At 63.1% G+C, this 17593-nt stretch carries 13 protein-coding genes; 5 read left to right on the top strand and 8 right to left on the bottom strand.

What is annotated here, in order from left to right:
* The first annotated feature begins 31 nt into the window (after positions 1–31).
* Positions 32–3310 carry a beta-phosphoglucomutase family hydrolase gene (locus P6U23_RS06130; RefSeq protein WP_407178678.1) on the top strand — a complete coding sequence of 1093 codons (3279 nt, stop codon included), beginning with the start codon at positions 32–34 and terminating at the stop codon, positions 3308–3310.
* Between the two features lie 64 nt (positions 3311–3374).
* Here the strand turns inward: P6U23_RS06130 and P6U23_RS06125 are convergent, their stop codons facing one another.
* Complete coding sequence (locus P6U23_RS06125) at positions 3375–4385, bottom strand: hydroxyacid dehydrogenase (protein WP_407178677.1); 1011 nt, start codon at positions 4383–4385, stop codon at positions 3375–3377.
* Between the two features lie 209 nt (positions 4386–4594).
* Positions 4595–6097 (bottom strand): L-lactate permease, encoded by a 1503-nt coding sequence (locus P6U23_RS06120; RefSeq protein WP_407178676.1) that lies wholly within the window; start codon positions 6095–6097, stop codon positions 4595–4597.
* A 236-nt stretch (positions 6098–6333) separates the two neighbouring features.
* Between P6U23_RS06120 and gap the strand changes: the two genes are divergently transcribed.
* A complete protein-coding gene (gene gap / locus P6U23_RS06115; RefSeq protein ID WP_407178675.1) occupies positions 6334–7341 on the top strand; it encodes a type I glyceraldehyde-3-phosphate dehydrogenase in 1008 nt (335 codons plus the stop codon).
* A gap of 426 nt (positions 7342–7767) precedes the next feature.
* On the opposite strand, the gene P6U23_RS06110 is transcribed toward gap, so the two are convergent.
* The 5 genes from P6U23_RS06110 to P6U23_RS06090 form a co-directional block, all read right to left on the bottom strand.
* Positions 7768–9447 (bottom strand): Na/Pi cotransporter family protein, encoded by a 1680-nt coding sequence (locus P6U23_RS06110; RefSeq protein ID WP_407178674.1) that lies wholly within the window; start codon positions 9445–9447, stop codon positions 7768–7770.
* Between the two features lie 111 nt (positions 9448–9558).
* Positions 9559–10461, bottom strand: coding sequence for a polyphosphate kinase 2 family protein (locus tag P6U23_RS06105; protein ID WP_407178673.1), 903 nt, complete (start codon positions 10459–10461; stop codon positions 9559–9561).
* A 99-nt stretch (positions 10462–10560) separates the two neighbouring features.
* Positions 10561–10956 carry a hypothetical protein gene (locus P6U23_RS06100; protein ID WP_407178672.1) on the bottom strand — a complete coding sequence of 132 codons (396 nt, stop codon included), beginning with the start codon at positions 10954–10956 and terminating at the stop codon, positions 10561–10563.
* 229 nt (positions 10957–11185) lie between these two features.
* On the bottom strand, positions 11186–11977 hold the full coding sequence (fabI, locus tag P6U23_RS06095) for an enoyl-ACP reductase FabI (protein ID WP_407178671.1): 792 nt from the start codon (positions 11975–11977) through the stop codon (positions 11186–11188).
* A gap of 356 nt (positions 11978–12333) precedes the next feature.
* Positions 12334–13209: a LysR family transcriptional regulator gene (locus P6U23_RS06090; protein WP_407178670.1), complete on the bottom strand. Its 876-nt coding sequence runs from the start codon at positions 13207–13209 to the stop codon at positions 12334–12336.
* 111 nt (positions 13210–13320) lie between these two features.
* On the opposite strand from P6U23_RS06090, the gene P6U23_RS06085 reads away from it, so the two are divergent.
* Positions 13321–14217 carry an NAD(P)-dependent oxidoreductase gene (locus tag P6U23_RS06085; protein WP_407178669.1) on the top strand — a complete coding sequence of 299 codons (897 nt, stop codon included), beginning with the start codon at positions 13321–13323 and terminating at the stop codon, positions 14215–14217.
* Positions 14214–15146, top strand: a complete 933-nt coding sequence (locus P6U23_RS06080; protein WP_407178668.1) for an AEC family transporter — start codon at positions 14214–14216, stop codon at positions 15144–15146. The genes P6U23_RS06085 and P6U23_RS06080 overlap by 4 nt, the downstream gene beginning before the upstream one ends.
* Positions 15147–15171: 25 nt before the next feature.
* Here P6U23_RS06080 and P6U23_RS06075 read toward each other — a convergent pair whose 3' ends face one another.
* Positions 15172–16029: a LysR family transcriptional regulator gene (locus P6U23_RS06075; RefSeq protein ID WP_407178667.1), complete on the bottom strand. Its 858-nt coding sequence runs from the start codon at positions 16027–16029 to the stop codon at positions 15172–15174.
* A gap of 114 nt (positions 16030–16143) precedes the next feature.
* On the opposite strand from P6U23_RS06075, the gene P6U23_RS06070 reads away from it, so the two are divergent.
* Positions 16144–17583, top strand: a complete 1440-nt coding sequence (locus P6U23_RS06070) for an MFS transporter (protein WP_407178666.1) — start codon at positions 16144–16146, stop codon at positions 17581–17583.
* Positions 17584–17593 lie beyond the last annotated feature (10 nt).

Here is a 17593-nt window from a genome sequence, read left to right as displayed (position 1 = left end):
GCGCGATGGCAACCACTCCGTGAGCCGAGAGATGTCTCGCAAAAACGCTTTAGTCCCGTCGCAATTTGACGCCGCGGCTTTCGATCTCGATGGCGTGGTCACGGATACCGCGGGCATCCATTTCCAGGCGTGGACGCAAACCTTCGATGTTTTTTTCCACGAGCGTGCGCGCCGCACCGGCATTGCCTTCGTGCCATTCACGCTCGATGACTATCGCAGGTACATCGACGGCCGTCCGCGCGAAGAGGCCATTCGTGCCTTTCTCGCCGCACGGGGGGTGGACGTCACGGAAGGCAGCGAGACCGATGGCCCCGAGGTCGACACCATCCACGGGCTCGCGGAGCGAAAGGACGGACTGTTTCTGCAGGAGATGCGCAGCAAAGGCGTCGATGTTTATCCGTCCACAGTGGCTCTGATCCGACGTCTGCGCGCGCTCGGTCTTAAGACGGCAGTGGTTTCGGCGAGCCGCAATTGCCAGGAGATCCTGCAGACGGCACGGCTCGATCATCTGTTCGACGCTCGCATTGATGGACGTGATGCCGCGACTTTGGGGCTGCCAGGCAAGCCGGCGCCGGACACCTTTCTCGCGGCGGCGCGGCGCCTCGGCACGTCGCCCGAGCGCACCGTCGTCATTGAGGACGCGATCGCCGGCGTGACGGCCGGACGAGCCGGCGGTTTCGGCCTCGTCATCGGCATCGACCGGACAGGCGACGGGACGGAGCTGGAGAATGCCGGTGCCGATCTCGTTGTCGCCGACCTCAACCAGATCGATTTGGAATTGGATGATGGGATGACGCAGCGACGGTTCACCGCCAAGCCGGATGTGCATCGGCTTGATCCGTTCATCGCGCGGCCGGGGACGGAGACGCGCCATCCCGCGGCCCATGCTCGGCCGGATCCTTGGCTGTTTGCTCATGAGGGTTTTGACCCGGCCCTAGAGGGCCGTCGCGAAACGCTGTTCGCCGTTGGCAACGGGTACTTCGTGACCCGCGGAGCCGCCGCCGAGGCGCACGCTGATGATCTTTACTATCCCGGCACGTATCTTGCCGGTGGCTACAACCGGCTCACGACCGTGATCGATGGCCGCCCCGTCGAGCACGAGGACCTCGTCAACCTCCCCAACTGGCTGCCACTGACCTTCCGAATCGAAGAGGGAGAATGGTTCGACCTGCGTCGCGTCGAAATCCTTGAGTATCGTCAGGCGCTCGATCTGCGGCGTGGTCTGTACTTGCGGACTATGCGGGTACGCGACCGGCAGGGGCGGGAAACCAGCCTCGCCGAGCGCCGTTTCGTGCACATGGACAGCAAGCACCTCGCGGGCCAGCATGTCACCATCAGCTCGCAGAACTGGTCCGGTCGGCTCACGGTGCGCGCCATGCTGGACGGCGACGTCGCCAATGCCGGCGTGCCGCGCTACAAAGCGTTCGAAAGCAAGCATCTACGCGTGTGCGAAGCGGCGGCGATTGCACCTTGCTCCATGTTGCTCCAAGTGGAGACGACGCAGTCGCAGCTACGGATCGCACAGGCCGCACGGTTGGACGTAAGCGTGCGAGGACTGGATGCCGCCGTCGACAAATACCCGATCGAGCAAGCGGCGCGTGTCGGCTATGACATCGTCCTTGATGTCGTGCCGGGTGCCAGCATCGAGATCGAGAAGATCGCCGCCCTCTATACCTCCAGGGACCGCGCCATCGCCGACCCGGAAATCGCCGCGCGCACCGCCATCGCCAGGGCCGACCGATTTGATGAACTTCTGCAAGCCCATGAGCGCGTCTGGGCGCATTTGTGGGAGCGCAGCGACCTCGACCTGCTCGATGCCCCGAGCGAGGAGTCGGATGACGCGCATTTGGCCGCGCGCCTGCACCTCTTCCATCTGCTCCAGACGGCTTCCAGCCACAGCATGGAGCTGGACGCCGGCATCCCCGCCCGCGGCTGGCATGGCGAGGGCTATCGCGGCCACATCTTCTGGGACGAGCTGTTCATCTTCCCATTGCTGAACCTGCGCCTGCCGATCCTCGCCCGTGCCTTGCTGCTCTACCGCTACCGCCGTCTCGATGAGGCGCGCTGGGCCGCTCGGCAAGCCGGATTCCGCGGCGCGATGTACCCATGGCAGAGCGGCAGCGACGGGCGCGAAGAAACCGACCTCATGTACTTCAACCCGCGGTCGGGCAATTGGATCAAGGACGATACGCATCTTCAGCGCCATGTCGGCGCGGCCGTCGCCTACAATGTCTGGCAGTACTATCAGGCCACCGGCGATGCCGAATTCCTCTACGCCTTCGGCGCCGAGTTGATGTTCGAGATTGCCCGGTTCTGGGCCAGTATCGCGCAATGGAACGAAGCAAGCGGCCGTTATGACATCCGCGGCGTGATGGGCCCGGACGAATTCCATGACGGCTATCCGGATCGGGACACGCCGGGCCTCGACAACAATGCGTACACGAACGTCATGGCCGTCTGGTGCATCGCTCGCGCGCTCGACCTGCTTGAACTGCTCCCGAAGGAACGCTGTCACGAGCTGTGCCAGAGCCTGCGGATCGATCAGGAGGAACTCGCGCGTTGGGAACATGTCAGCGCCAAGCTTTATCTGCCATTCCATGAGGACGGCATTCTCAGTCAGTTCGAGGGCTATGAGGCGCTGCAGGAATTCGACTGGGATGCCTATCGGCGCAAATACCCAAACATCATGCGCCTCGATCTCATCCTTGAGGCGGAGCGCGACACGCCCAATCGCTACAAGCTATCCAAGCAGGCTGACGTGCTGATGCTGTTCTATCTGTTTTCGGCAGAGGAATTAGCGGAACTCTTCAACCGCGTCGGTTACGCGTTCGATCCCGGCACGATCCCCAGGACCATCGACTACTATCTGCGGCGCAGCTCGCACGGCTCCACCTTGAGCGCGATCGCGCATGCCTGGGTTTTGGCGCGCTCCTGCCGGCAGCGCTCCTGGTCGTTATTCACGGAAGCTCTGCAAAGCGACATCGGCGATATTCAGGGTGGGACCACGCGCGAAGGCATCCATCTCGGCGCCATGGCTGGCACGATCGACCTGTTGCAACGCTGCTTCACCGGGCTGGAGCTGCGCGGCGAAGAATTACATTTCCATCCGGCGCTGCCGAACGAACTGCGCCGGCTTGCATTTCGGCTCCGCTATCGCCAGCATTCGCTGAGCGTCGACATAACCCAGGATGCGCTAACGCTGGCGAGCGATCCAAGTGGCGCGGACGCGATCTCCATCGCGGTCGACGACCGGCACATCGTCCTGCGCCCGGGCGAGCGAACCAGCGTGCCGCTTGCCCGTCCATCGTGATCACGCGGGCGCGTACTGCGAAGCCGCTCGCGGGGCTCCGCAAGCAATTCCTCCCGCGTCAGCTTCAATGCGAGGATACGACGTTCTGCGGCGTCCCCTGGGCAAATGCCTCGATGTTCGCAAGTGTCGTCGCGATGATTCGCTCCAACGCCGCCTCGGTGTTGTAGGCATTGTGCGGCGTAACGATCACGTTGGGAAAACGCAGCAACACGTGGTTCGCAACGAGCGCCTTGAAATCCTCGGCGTCCCGGACCGCTTCCTGGTGGAAGATCGCCGCTTCTTCGCGGATCAAGGGCTCCTGCGGCAGGACGTCGAGGCCGGCGCCGCGGAGCTTGCCGTCAGCCAGTGCCCGCACCAGCGCTTCGACGTCAACGATATGGCCGCGTGCCGTATTGATCAGGATTGCTCCCGGCTTCATGCGGGAGAACTCGCGATCTGAGAGCAAGCGGACGGTGCCAGGCGTCGCGGGCACGTGCAACGTAACGACGTCGGAATCGGACAACAGTCTATCGAGGCTGGTGTAGGCAAACTTGAGGCGGTTCGCCGCTGCTTCGTCCGGCTGGAGATCGTAAGCAACGACATTCATGCCGAAGCCGCGCGCGATTTCGATGACACGGAGCCCGATGCGGCCGGTACCGACCACGCCGATCATCTGGTCGCGCAGCTCGAAGCCCCGGAGCCCGGTTTGCGTGAAACGCCCGCGCCGCGTCCGCTCCACCGAGTCCACGATCTTGCGCGCAACCGCAAGCAGCAGGGCGAACACGTGCTCGGCCACCGTCGAGTCGCCGTAGTCAGGCACGTTCGAGACAATGATGCCATGCGCCGCGCAGTAGCGCAGATCAATGTGATCGTATCCCGTGGATCGCGTCGCGATCAGCTTCAGTCTCGGAAAGTGCGAAAGTGCCGATGCATCAAGCCGTGAATTGACGAACGGGCTGGCGACTTCCGCATCGGAGAAATCAGCCGCGTTCCGCTGGTCCAGCGGCTCAGCAACGCATCGCACGCGATGGTGCGGCTCGAGGCGCGCGCAGGCCTGACGCTCCCATTCCTCGGTCTCGAACATGGCGATGTTCATTGCGGCCTCCCGGGATCGGAGCACGGGTTCTGGGCTCAATCACCTTACACGGTCCAATCTTTGAGTAAACCGGTGCATGCAACCGACGATTGATCGCCGAAATCAGTCCAAGCCGCGCGTTGCCAGATAGGACAGTGGTCCTGCAATATCTTTGTTCCCGAACAGCGATGGGCACACGACGTGCACTCCGGATCGTCCCTTCAACTTGTTCAGGGGAACCATCGCGCGAGCCCGAGCGCCAGAATGCCTCCGAGCGCGAGGTACCCAAGACAAACCGGTCCCGTCGTCCTCAGAATATCGCCTTCACGTCCCTGCAGACCGACCGTGGCCGCGCCCGTGATGATGTTGTGCAAAGCCGCACAATTGCCGACGGCAGCTCCGAATCCCTGAGCAGCAATCAACGCAAGCACTGGCAGGCCGAGCCTGACGGCCGCAGCCTGCTGAAGATCCGTCAGGAGGATGTTGGAGACGGTCGTGGAGCCCGTGATGAAGGAGCCGATGGCCCCAACTGAGGGAGCAAGCAGCGGCCAGGCGCGACCAGTCCGTGTGGCTGTCGCCGCCAGCGCCTCTATCATGCCCGCATGGACCATTAGCCGGGCGATGGCGAGCATCGCGAACAAGGCAACGGCGACGGGAACCAACCGGCGAACGGCAGCAGCGACGGCACCGGCCAGATCGGCGAGCTTGCACGCCTGCAGGAGCCCCCCAAACAGAAATCCTGCGAGCAGCATGGTGCCGGGATGATAGAGGGGCTCGATACGGCCGCCGAACGGTCCGGGCAGCGCCCATTCGAGCACGACCTGCCGCAGCGTATCGCGGATCTGCGGAACGAGACGCGTCACAAGGATCAAGCCGACCAGCACGGCATATGGCAGACCAGCAATGGCGAGCGATCTCGCATCCAGGGCTTCGGCCTGCTCCGCATGCATCCACCTGAGGACAAAGGCGAATGCAAATCCGCCGGCAAGTGCTCCGCCGATCGTCGGCAGCTCTGGTCCCACCCACGTGGCCAAGGCCAGGTAAGGCAGCAGGAAACAGACCGCGGCGAGGACGGCCCATGCCGCATATTTCGCCTGGAAACGTCCCGTGCTCGCGATGAACACGATCGAAAGCACCAGCAACGGCGCCAGGCCCGTGTGCAGTAAGGCGGTCGGGAGCGCGATGCTGTTGCCGCTGATGCCTGACACGTCGGCCTGTGCGAGAATCGGAGTGCCGAGCGCGCCAAAAGAAGTGCCGGCGACATGACCAATGAGCGGCAAAGCGACCGCCACCACGGGTGTGAAGCCGAGGCTGACCAGGAGAGGTGCGGCCAGAGCGATAGGTGTGCCGAAGCCCGCCGCGCCCTCCATGAAGGGCGCGAAGAACCAGGCGATGATGATGGCAAGCAAGGTCTTGTCCGAGGACAGGCTTATCAACCCGGTCCGGATGGCGTCGATCGCACCTGAGCGCTGCTGAAGCTCATAGAGCGATAAGGCCGGCAGGATGATCCACAGGATGTCGAGGGCGGAGAAAATGGCCTCCGCACCGGTTCCGATGAGCGCTCCGGCAATGCCCTGCTCACCGTGGATGCTCGTTCCAAAGCCGAAGAATCCGACGGCGCCAACCGTGGCCGCCACCAGCCCGACCAGTCCCGCATTTGCGGCAGACCACCGCAACGCGGCCATGAGGAGAACGATCAGGGCGAGCGGAGCAGTCGCGACCAAGGCTGCCATTCAACTTTCCGTGCGCTTGAATTGGACTCAAATCGCAACCGCGAATGGCTCTCCGATCAAAGGGAACATCAATCGCGAGCTCGATTAAATCTATCACAATCTACGGTCGCGTTGTATGATTTCGGGTCGAAGCCGATCGTCTTTCAGAGACTCGCTTCCACGAATGAGAGCTAAGCGCGCGTCACCCCGCTGCCCCTATCCGATTTGGCCTTGCTGCCAACAAAGGGAGCCGAAAAATGACCGTTCGCGTCGCCATCAACGGATTCGGCCGCATCGGCCGTAACATTCTCCGGGCCATCTTTGAAAACGGCCGCAAGGATATCGAGGTGGTCGCGGTCAATGACCTCGGCCCCGTCGAGACCAACGCGCACCTTCTACGGTACGACTCCGTGCACGGCCGCTTCCCCGGCGAGGTCAAGGTTGAAGGCGACACCATCAGCATTGGCAATGGCAAATTCAAGGTGACCGCGATCAGGGATCCCTCGAGCCTGCCGTGGAAGGACCTGGGCGTTGACATCGCGCTCGAATGCACGGGAGTCTTCAATTCGAAAAGCAAGGCTTCCGCTCATCTCACGGCGGGTGCGCAGGCCGTCCTGGTCTCGGCACCGGCCGACGGAGCAGACCTTACGGTGGTTTACGGCGTCAATCACGACGGGCTGTCGAAGGAGCACAAGGTCGTCTCCGCGGCCTCGTGCACAACCAACTGTCTGGCGCCGGTTGCCAAGGTGCTCAACGACGCGATCGGGATCGAAAAGGGCTTCATGACGACGATCCATGCCTATACCGGCGATCAGCCGACGCTGGATACGTTGCACAAGGACCTGTACCGCGCACGAGCCGCGGCGATGTCGTTGATCCCGACATCAACCGGCGCGGCGAAAGCCGTCGGCCTGGTGCTGCCTGAACTCGAGGGCAAACTCGATGGCGTCGCCATTCGCGCGCCGGTGCCGAATGTCTCGGCCGTCGACTTCAAATTCGTCGCCAAGCGGCCGACATCGAAGGACGAGGTGAACGCCGCGATCAAGCGCGCCGCCGACCAGCAGCTCAAGGGGATTCTTGGCTATACCAACGATCCCAATGTTTCGGTCGACTTCAACCACGATCCGCACAGCTCCGTCTTCCACATGGACCAGACCAAGGTTATGGATGGCACCTTGGTCCGCGTCATGTCGTGGTACGATAACGAGTGGGGCTTCTCGTGCCGCATGGCGGACACTGCCGTAGCGATGGCAAGGCTGATCTGACCCGAAACTGAGAAGCGAAGACCCTCGGCGGATTTCTTCCCGCGAGGGTCCGCTAGCCGCGGCTCGTCGCGCGAGTGGGAAGGCGGATCAAACTAGTGTTGTGACTCTGACAATCCATTCCATCATTCCGGGGCAGCCCGCAGGGCTGAACCCGGAATCCAGAGGTTGTGGCGCGAGATTCCGGGTTCTCGCTTCGCGAGCCCCGGAATGACACCGAGTGAATCAGATGTCAGAGACACAACACTAGAGCATCTGCCGATCAAGTTACAGAGCCGGACGAGTGCCTTCAACCAGGCCTGTCATTGCAAGGAGCGAAAGCGACGAAGCAATCTAGACTGTATCTGCGGTCAAAGTCTGGATTGCTTCGCTTCGCTCGCAATGACGGCGGAGCGCGCGCCCTCCGATTCGCTCAGCTCGGCGATTGCTCTAGCCGCAGCCGACAAGATGAGCTGCAGAGCGCCACGCGTGACGCGACAGCGCCTCAAAGCTTCGAACCGTTTCGACGCGGACGAGCGCCGCGTCGGCGGTGAGCGTTCCATTGGCGACCGCTCCCAGCGTCGCGCTGCGATGGGTGCGCTGCAATTCGCCCAGTTGCGTGGTACAGCGCTCGAGTTCGGTGATGGCCTCGCTCGTCGAGATCGCACGCTTGCCAGCCACGGCGTCGGCGTCCGGTGAGATTGCCGTGACCTGCGCATCACGAAGCGGCTCCGCCACTCCGCGCGCAATCGCGGCTGCGCCTCGCATCGCTTCTGCGCATAGCTCTCGGGCACGGATGTCCTCCGGCCCGCCGTCCACCGCCCCGAAATTGATCGGCCCATTCGCCAATTCGGCCAGTCGAGAGGCGTGGTCGAGCGCGTGGAGCGTGCTTGTCAGGCGCTGTTGCTCGTCATCGGTGTCAGGCGGTCCGGTGACGTCCGAGAGAAACATTTGTGCCTGCCGCAAGGCGTCGGCCACTTCCTGCACCGATACCACATCCTTCCCCAGACGGACTGGTTCAGCGCGGCCGAGTAGGGCCGCCTCGATCGAGCCGCATCTCGCTGCGAGCGCCTGTGCGATGGTTTTCCGCACTGCTTCCACCGCCACGATCGGGGTCGCAAGCGCGGAGGGATCGAGGTAACGCGTGAGCCGCGAGCCACGCTCGGGCAGAATACGCTCGACCAGTCGCGTGAACCAGTCGACCAGCGGCAGCAGGACCAACACCCCGACCAGATTGTACGCCGTGTGATAACCGGCCAAAAGCGTGACGCTATCGACGGTCTTGGCGGCGCGCACGAGAAGAGGGGTGACGAAGGGAAAAAGCGCCAGCGCGATAAAGGCGGCGATCAGCTTGAACAGGACATAAGCGATGGCCAGCCGCTTGGCGGTGGTGCTCGCGCCAATCGCCGCCAGCGACGAACTCGTCGCCGTTCCGATGTTCTGCCCGATGATCAGCGCACAGGCCTGATCCAACCCGACCGCACCGGCGTAGTGGGCGGACAACGTCACCGCGACGGCGGCCGTTGACGACTGCATCAGCGCGGTCATCACCAGCCCGACCACGATCAGCACCAGCACGCCGAGAAGGCCTGACCACCACCGGGCGTCGGGACCTGCGAGAACGGCGGGCAGGTCCGCCGGGTGCAATCGTTCGGCTAGCCCGCCCATGCCCTGCTGCAGGGTTGTCAGCCCAAAAAGGACCAGCCCGAATCCGGCGAGCGCGGCGCCCACCCCGGATGTTCGCCCGCGGGCCAGAAGCCTGGTCAACGCACCGACGAAGATCATTGGCAGAGCCGCCGCCGTGAGCGAGACGCGGACGCCGATGAGCGCGACCAGCCAGCCGGTGCCCGTGGTGCCGACATTCGCGCCGAAGACGAGGCCCAATCCTTGCTGGAACGTCAGCAAGCCCGCGCTGACGAGGCCGATCGTCGTCATGGTCGTTGCACTGGAGGACTGCACCAGGAGCGTCACGACAGCACCCCAGAAGGAGCCGAGCAGCGGCGTCGCCGCCGCCTTGCTGAGCACCGTTCGAAGGGCGGACCCGGCCAGCGCCTTCAGGCCCTCCGTCATCACGGTCATGCCAAGCAGGAAGAGACCTACGCCGCCGAGTACCGAGATTGCCGTCGACATGCGCGCTCCTGAGCTGAATGACGATCAGGCCGGCTCCTGCACTATAGCTCAGTCGCAGAGCGAGGGCAGCCGCCGAAGCTGCGCAATGGGCAACCGCTGCGCGGCGGTCACCTATTTCTCGCGGCCAAGGGCCGCGCGTATGGTTTGCAACTCCTTTCTCTTCTCCGGGTCGACCGTCGGGTAAGTGAGATCGAGTTTCTCCACCGCCTCCACAATAGCCGCGGCAACGACGAGCCGCGTGAACCATTTGTTGTCGGCCGGCACGACGTACCACGGAGCATGCTCCGATGCAGTCGCCCGGATGGCTTCCTCGAACGCGTGCATGTAGTCGTCCCAGAACTTGCGCTCGTAAACATCGGAGGGCGAGAATTTCCAGTGCTTGTCCGGCTTGTCGAGGCGCGCCATGAAGCGCTTCTTCTGCTCCTTGCGCGATACGTGCAGGAAAAACTTGAGAATGACGACGCCTTGCCGGGTGAGGTAATCCTCGAAATGCGCGATGTCGAGAAGCCGTTCGTCCCAGATGCGTTTACTTACGAACGATGGGGGCAGCCTCTGCCGCTCTAAAATCTCCTGGTGCACGCGTACGACGAGGACCTCTTCGTAGTAGGAGCGGTTGAAGATTCCGATCCGTCCACGCTCGGGCAAGCGCTTTGTGTAACGCCAAAGGAAGTCGTGGCTGAGGTCTTCGGACGACGGCTGCTTGAAGGAAAAGACCTGGCATCCTTGAGGATTTACGCCCGACATGACGTGCTTGATCGTGCCGTCCTTGCCGGCTGCATCCATCGCCTGAAAGACCAGCAGTAGCGACCAGCGATCCTGGGCGTACAGCATGTCTTGTTCCTCCGCGAGCCACTCAGTGCCGCGCCGGAGGAGTTCGGAAGCCTCGCCCTTATCGAGCACCAGACCGCTCGTGTCGGCCGGATCGAAATTCTTCAGCCGGAAGTCCTTGCCGATACTGACGCAGTACGGCCGAATATACTTCTGGATGCGATCCAGGATCTCTTTTCTGGCCATTGAAACGGCCTCCCTGTTGCGGAGGCCAGTCTAGGCTCAAAATGCGCAATGTTCCTCCGGGTATTCCCGGAAACAGGCGCCGGCATCACCACGAGTGACTTAGCACAAGCGGCACCGCCCCCAGGAGCGGCAGCAGCCGCCGCAACCCCCGCAGCCGCCACACCTGCAGCCACGCCAAACGCGGCAGCCGCGGCAGCCGCGGCAACCGCCGCAGCCACGACGAACAACAACGGCGGCTTCCTGTACCTCGCCGCCGATGTTTTCCTTGTCGAACAGATGGAATGTGGCGAGACTGACGTCGGCCATCTCTTCTTCATCAAGAACGAAGCGCTGATTGGGCCAGACGTTGTGAGATTGCGGGACACTGGCCGCGGGCATGGTCGTAGCGGATGCGCTCCCCACCAGCGAAACCCCGAGGCCGGCGGCCCCCAGCGCCGTCACAGCAGCGGCTTTGGTTGTGCGCTTCTCTTTCGCTGCTTGCTTCACCTGTGGCATGGCCGCATCCTCCGATAGGTTTCTGTAGTTCAACTTGACGTCGCGAGGCTTGTACCGCCTACGAATGCGAAGCGGCGCATTCGGTTCCAATCCGCGAGGGAAACTTTTCAGTGACCGCCCGACCTTGAATCGATGCGACCATTTACTCCGGCGCCTGCAACCCTGGAGAGCTTACCCAATCGCCGATGTCGACGGCAGCCCCGCCAAGCCGTGAACCCCCAGGACAGCTTCAATCGATGATGTGATAACCACCATCGATATATGTGACACCACCGGTAATAAGCTTGGCGCCGTCAAGCGCGAGAAACGCCGTTGCCGCCCCGACATCATCGATGCTGACGAGACTTCGCGCCGGCGCCTTGCTCTGCGCCTTGTCCAGCAGCTCATCGAATTCCGGAATGCCAGAAGCCGCGCGCGTTGCCAGCGGTCCCGGCGAGATGGCATGCACCCGTATTCCCTTTGGGCCTACCTCCGCCGCGATATAGCGCACCGCGGCCTCGAGCGCCGCTTTGGCCACTCCCATCACGTTGTAATTCTCCACGACCATCCGGCTGCCGTAGTAAGTCATGGTAAACATTGTGCCGCCGTTCTTCATCAACGGCTCCGCCAGATGCGCCATTCGCATGAAGGACCAGCAGGATATTTCCAAGGTCTTGAGAAATCCGTCGCGCCCTACATCAATAACGCGTCCGTGCAGCGCTTCCTTCGGAGAAAATGCGATCGAGTGCAGGAGGATGTCGAGCTGTCCCCATTCCTTTTCGATCCGCTCGAATACCTGCTCCGTCTGCCCTTCGACGCTGACATCCAATGGCATGAAAATTAGCGCGTCCAACTCCCTGGCGAGCGGCTCGACAAACCCCTTCGCGCAATCGTTCAGATAGGTTACAGCCAACTCGGCGCCCAGGGCTCGAAATGCTTTGGCGCACCCCCAAGCAATGGATTGATCGTTAGCGATTCCTACGATCAGACCTTTTCGTCCCGTAAGGCCGACCTTCGTCTCGGGAAATGCTAAAATGGTCATGATGCTCTCGCGCGTTGAATTGGCCGACGCATTTTCCAAAGCAGCGACACGGTTTGCTCGGCACGCACGACAGGACCGTCGCGGCGCGGATGAACTCGAAGCACGGCGTGCACCTGCGAATGCCGCGGAGGTTAAAACGGAAGCCGCCGCCGCGCCATCAAGAGGTTCGATCACAGGCCGACGTTGCGGAACTCCGCCGAGCCGGGAGCACTGAGTTCCGGAATTAGTCAGTATCACTGTCCAACGGGACCAGGGCGATTAGCCATAGCACATCTAGCCCAAACGCGACGTGCTGCTTAGCGGGCGACGCCCTCGCAAAACCTGTAGCTGGAGCGAAGCCGAACTGCCGCCGGCCTCTATCTCGCGCCCCTCACCCGCTTTCGGACCACGGATTCCAGCACGGCCCGTAGCTGTGAGGCGGCGGGCGAAAGATCGCCTCTCGCAAGCATCCGCAATTCGATTGTCGGCAGGCGCGGCAGACCGAGCTCTGCTCCCACCTCGCGTATGCCCGCAGGCGTCCGATGCGCCGTTCTGATCGTTATGCCGTGCCCGAACCGAAGGGCTCCCCACACGCCGGGCAGGCTCGGCGTCGTGAGCGACAATCTCCAAGGAATGCCCTTGCCGTCCAGCACCTGCAGCGCGGTCTGGCGAAACAGGCAGGGATGATCGAAGAGAACGAGCGGGATTCGATTCTCGTTCGCCGTCTTCGCAAAGCTCTTTCCGCCGAACCAGAACATCGGCAAGCGGGCAAGCAACGCGCCGGGCCTGTTGCGACCGGGCCGGAAAAATGCGAGCGCGATATCGAGCCGGCCGGCATTCACCTCGTCCTCGAGCGCGTAGTTGCGGCCCGCCCGCACCTCGACGTGAACGCTCGGCCATTGCCGCGAGAATTGCGAGATTGCCTCGGGCATCACGTCTTCGGAGAAATCCTGCGGAAGTCCCATCCTGATCGAGGCGGCCGCGACCGTCGCGCCCAGCGTGGCGGCAGCCTCGTCGTGCAGCTCGATGATGCGACGCGCATAGGCGAGCAAGGCATCGCCGGCCTCGGTCGGCACCAGGCCGCGGCCGTTGCGCTGAAACAGCGGACGGCCCGCCTGCTCCTCAAGCCGCTTCAACTGCATGCTGACGGCCGACTGCGAGCGGCCCAACTGCACGGATGCGCGCGCAAAGCTTCCGAGCTCCGTGCCGGCGACGATCGTACGCAACGCATCGATGTCGAATGTCGGCTTCATCTATCTGATTTGGTGAAGTCACGCTTCAAAACTATCCATTATACGAAAGTGTGGCGAAAGGCTAGCGTCCGCTAAGCCCGACGCGTCCGGTGCGGCTTCGAAGGAGGCAGAATGACAACGATCGCATCCGATGCCCTCGGCTTCATCGGCCTTGGCACCATGGGCGAGGCGATGGCCCTCAATCTGGTCAGGGCCGACACAAAGCTGATCGTCTGGAATCGCTCCGCGGCGAAATCCGCTCCCCTGGCGAATGCCGGCGCGGTGGTTGCGCAGGATGTTGCCGAGCTCTTCGCCCGCTGCGGGGTCGTGATCCTGATGCTGGCGGACGGCGCCGCGATCGATGCGGTGCTTGGACGCGGCGATGCTGCATTTGCCACGCGGGTCAAAGGGCGTGTCCTGATCAACATGGCGACGGTGCCGCCCGGCTATTCCAAGGCGCTGGAGACCGACGTCCGTGCAGCGGGGGGCCGCTATGTCGAGGCACCGGTCTCCGGCTCGAGAAAGCCCGCCGAGGCCGGCCAGCTCGTCGCCATGCTGGCCGGGCGCTCCGAGGATATCGCGGCGATCCGCTCCCTCCTCACACCGATGTGCCGGCAAAGCTTCGATTGCGGCGCCGTTCCGGGCGCGCTTCTGATGAAGCTCGCCGTGAACGTCTTCCTCATCACCATGGTCACGGGCCTTGCGGAGGCGACGCATTTTGCAGAGCGCCATGGGCTGGACCTTGAAAGGTTCGTGGCGGTGCTCGATGCCGGACCGATGGCAAGCGATGTATCGCGAGTCAAGGCTGCGAAGCTGTTGCACGGGGATTTCGCCCGGCAGGCGGCCATCTTCGATGTGCTGAAAAACAACCGCCTCGTGGTCGAGGCCGCGCGCGAGGCCGGGATTGCATCGCCGCTCATCGACGTCTGCTTCGCGCTTTATGGACAGACCGAAGCACTGGGATTCGGCGAGGAAGACATGATCGCGGTCATCCGCGCGATCGAACGACGCACGGCCATGATTCCGTGATCAGCTTCGTCCTGCTCAGCATGCCGATCTTCGGCTTGGTCGCGCTCGGCTGGGCCGCGGTGAAAGCGGAGCTTACCCCGCCGGCCGCTCTCGACGCGCTCGGCGCGTTTTCCTTTCGCTTCGCGCTTCCCGCTCTCGTGATGCGGCTGATCGCCAGCGAGCCGCTGGGTCGCTCGTTCAATCCGACATTTTTCGCAGGTTACTTCGCGAGCGGATGCCTCATGTTCGCGCTCACGTTCGGCGTTTCGCATCTGCTACAGCGACAAAGATCCTCGGTGGCCGGCGCGCACGCGACCTCGGCGACTGTCAGCAATCTCGGCTTTCTCGGTCCTCCCATCGTTCTTGCGTTCTTCGGCCAGCGTGGAGCCGGTCCGCTCGCGATGGCGATCGTCGCCGAGGTCATGATCCTCATGTCGGTTGGCGCCGCCATCATGGCTGGCAGCGAGAGGGGCCGCGTGGGCGCCGGTCCGCTCATTCTCAAAAGCACCATCTACAATCCCGTGATCGTGGCGATCGTTGCCGGCGCCGCGATCGCCGCGGCCGGGGTCGCGCTGCCTGTGCCGGTGGATCGCTTTCTGGCGCTGCTGGGCGCATCGGCCGCGCCGACAGCCCTTTTCGCCGTGGGCGGCGCACTCGCCGTACAACGGATCAAACGTTCGACCGGTTTCGCGGCGGCAGGCGTCACGATGGTCAAGCTCGTGATCTATCCCCTGACCGTGTGGTGCGTGCTCGCGCATGTGCTGCGTATCGAGCCGTTCTGGAGCGGCACGGGAGTTTTGATCGCCTCACTGCCCTCCGCCGGCAGCAACTATGTCCTCGCGCAGCGTTACGCCGCCGATGCGGATCAGGTTTCGGCTGCGATTGTGCTGTCGACGATCGTCAGCGTTGTTACGGTGCCATGGGTCGGATGGCTGGTAGCGCCTTCATGAACGTCGTTTGCTGGCGAACGAGGCCTCACGGCGACGGAGCCCGATGCTCGCTGAAAGCGGCTGCGACTGTGCGTAATGCTCCCTTTGAGCGCGCATCCGATACACTGGAGTGGAGCACGATCTCGGATGGAGGAAGCGGAGGAAGAGCGAACCGCTCGCCAATCTCGACCACTCCAACCGGCGCGACGCGGTGCGCCAAGGCGCCCACGGCAAGGCCGGCGGATACGGCCGCAATGACGGCCGCAGTCCCGCCTCCAGTAAAGACCTCGACCCAGCTCACACCGGCTGCATCGAGCGCCCGCGTCGCGATGTTGCGGACGCCGCAGGAAGCCGCCAACGAGGCCAGCCGAAGCGCTTGGCCTTGGCGATGTTCGAAGCCTGGTGCGGCAAACCAGCCGAAGCGCTCCTGCGCCAGGATCTCGCCATCGCGCCGATCATCCTCGCGGCGAACGATCGCCGCGTCGAGCGCGCCGCGGTCGAACGCATCCAGAAGGTTGCGCGACGCTTCGATCTGAACCTCGATCAAAAGCGCGGGATCGTAGCCATGAAGCCGGGCCAGCAGAAGCGGCAACTCGGGACCGGCGACTTGATCGGCGATACCAAGCGTGAAGCGGCGGGACGTCGACGACAGTCCCGCCAAAGCGCGCTCATGGGCCGCGATGAATTCGCGTGCAACACCAAGGAAGGCCGCGCCCCGCGCCGACAGGCGTACCAGGCGCGGCGTCCGCTCGATCAGCTTTTCGCCCAGCCTGTCCTCGAGCCGCTTGAGCTTGACGCTGATTGCGGCCTGCGAGGTGTCGAGCGCCTCGGCGGCTCGCGTGAAGCTCTGAAGATCGGCCACCAGGACGAAAGCCTGCACGGCATCGACATCCAACGTCAGCACGACAAAGATACCAATACGTTATCTCTGAAATATTCAATCATCCTATTTCTGTATGGTCAAGCGCCTTCTATGTAGCCCTCCGGTCGCAACAAGAGGATGGGGCGAGGAGGCGGGATGAGCGCGGAGACTGACGAACTGCTGGATCGACCTGTCGCCATCGTCGAGGCCAATGCTCGGGGATGGATCGCACTGCCGGTCCTGCTTGCCGGCGCATTCCTGCCGCCGCTCGACTTCACCATCGTCAACCTGGCGCTTCCCTCCATCCGGCAAAGCCTCGGCGCCACCTCGAGCGACGTGCAGTTCGTGATCTCCGCTTACGCGGCGACCTACGCGGTTTTCCTCATCACGGGCGGACGGCTCGGCGATCTCTATGGGCGCAGGACGGTCTTCCTGACTGGTGTCGCAGGCTTCACCATCGCTTCGGCCCTCTGTGGCGCGGCCTGGTCGCCCGCGGCCCTCATCGCCGGACGGATCCTGCAAGGCATCATGGCGACGGTCATGGCGCCGCAGGTGCTGGCCTCGATCCGCGTTCTGTTCGCGGGAGCCGCGCAGGAAAAAGCACTCGCATTGTATGGCGCGACGTTTGGATTAGCCAATCTGTGCGGTCAGGTTCTCGGCGGTGTCCTGGTCTCGTCTCATCCCCTCGGCCTGACCTGGCAGGCGATCTTCTTCGTCAATATTCCGATCGGGCTCGCCACGTTGCTCGGCGGGTGGTTCTTCCTGCGCGACTCCCGAGCGCAGCAGGCGCAGCGGCTTGATGCCGGCGGGGTGGTTCTGCTGTCCCTGACACTTGGTCTTCTCGTCTATCCACTGATCGAAGGACGCGAAATCGGGTGGCCGTGGTGGATCGTGACGATGCTCGCGGCCTCGCCGGCCGCGCTCGCCCTCTTCGGAGCATTCGAGAGCCGACTGGCCCGGCGCGGAGGATCGCCGCTGGTCGAACTCTCGCTCTTCCGTGACAAGCGCTTCGCCACAGGCGTCGTGATGGCGCTCACCTTTTACATGCAGAATGCCTTCTTTCTCACTTTCTCCGTCTACCTGCAGAACGGACTGCATCTGACGCCAATGGCAGCGGGCATTGCGACGCTGCCCTATGTCAGCGGCAGTTTCGTCGCCTCGTTGGCGTCCTCCTATCTGATGCAACGGCTCGGACCTTATGCGCTGACCGTCGGCTTTGGCCTCCAGGCACTCGGTTTTGTCGTCCTCATGCTGGCCGTCGAATCCATCCTTCCTGGCGGCGGTTCTATCGGCCTCGTCGCGGCGGGGATGGGCTTTGGCATCATCATGCCTTCCGTGATCAAGGCTGTCATCGGCGGCGTTGCTTCCCGTCACGCCGGGCTTGCATCAGGCGTTGTCATCTCCGCCCTGCAGATCGGCTCGGCGCTCGGCATCGCGATCATCGGTGGCGTTTTCTATAGCGCGCTCGGGCTTGAGCAAAGCACAGCCGCTTATGCCCACGCCTTCGCGCTCGCGCTTGGTTGCGTCGTTGCGGTCCTGATCCTTGGCGGCACCCTGTCTGTCTCGGTGGCGAAAGAAAGCCGCCCAACTGTTTAATCCCTGGCTC

It is taken from the genome of Bradyrhizobium sp. STM 3562 (assembly GCF_045571435.1).
In the GTDB taxonomy this organism is placed as follows: domain Bacteria; phylum Pseudomonadota; class Alphaproteobacteria; order Rhizobiales; family Xanthobacteraceae; genus Bradyrhizobium.
This window is presented reverse-complemented; position numbering and strand designations above follow the sequence as displayed.

Coding starts and splice junctions, on each gene's coding strand:
- P6U23_RS06105 (WP_407178673.1), bottom strand. CDS start 10,461: ATGGCCAGAAAAGAGATCCTGGATCGCATCCAGAAGTATATTCGGCCG.
- P6U23_RS06070 (WP_407178666.1), top strand. CDS start 16,144: ATGAGCGCGGAGACTGACGAACTGCTGGATCGACCTGTCGCCATCGTC.
- P6U23_RS06125 (WP_407178677.1), bottom strand. CDS start 4,385: ATGAACATCGCCATGTTCGAGACCGAGGAATGGGAGCGTCAGGCCTGC.
- P6U23_RS06085 (WP_407178669.1), top strand. CDS start 13,321: ATGACAACGATCGCATCCGATGCCCTCGGCTTCATCGGCCTTGGCACC.
- P6U23_RS06120 (WP_407178676.1), bottom strand. CDS start 6,097: ATGGCAGCCTTGGTCGCGACTGCTCCGCTCGCCCTGATCGTTCTCCTC.
- P6U23_RS06110 (WP_407178674.1), bottom strand. CDS start 9,447: ATGTCGACGGCAATCTCGGTACTCGGCGGCGTAGGTCTCTTCCTGCTT.
- P6U23_RS06090 (WP_407178670.1), bottom strand. CDS start 13,209: ATGAAGCCGACATTCGACATCGATGCGTTGCGTACGATCGTCGCCGGC.
- fabI (WP_407178671.1), bottom strand. CDS start 11,977: ATGACCATTTTAGCATTTCCCGAGACGAAGGTCGGCCTTACGGGACGA.
- gap (WP_407178675.1), top strand. CDS start 6,334: ATGACCGTTCGCGTCGCCATCAACGGATTCGGCCGCATCGGCCGTAAC.
- P6U23_RS06100 (WP_407178672.1), bottom strand. CDS start 10,956: ATGCCACAGGTGAAGCAAGCAGCGAAAGAGAAGCGCACAACCAAAGCC.
- P6U23_RS06130 (WP_407178678.1), top strand. CDS start 32: ATGTCTCGCAAAAACGCTTTAGTCCCGTCGCAATTTGACGCCGCGGCT.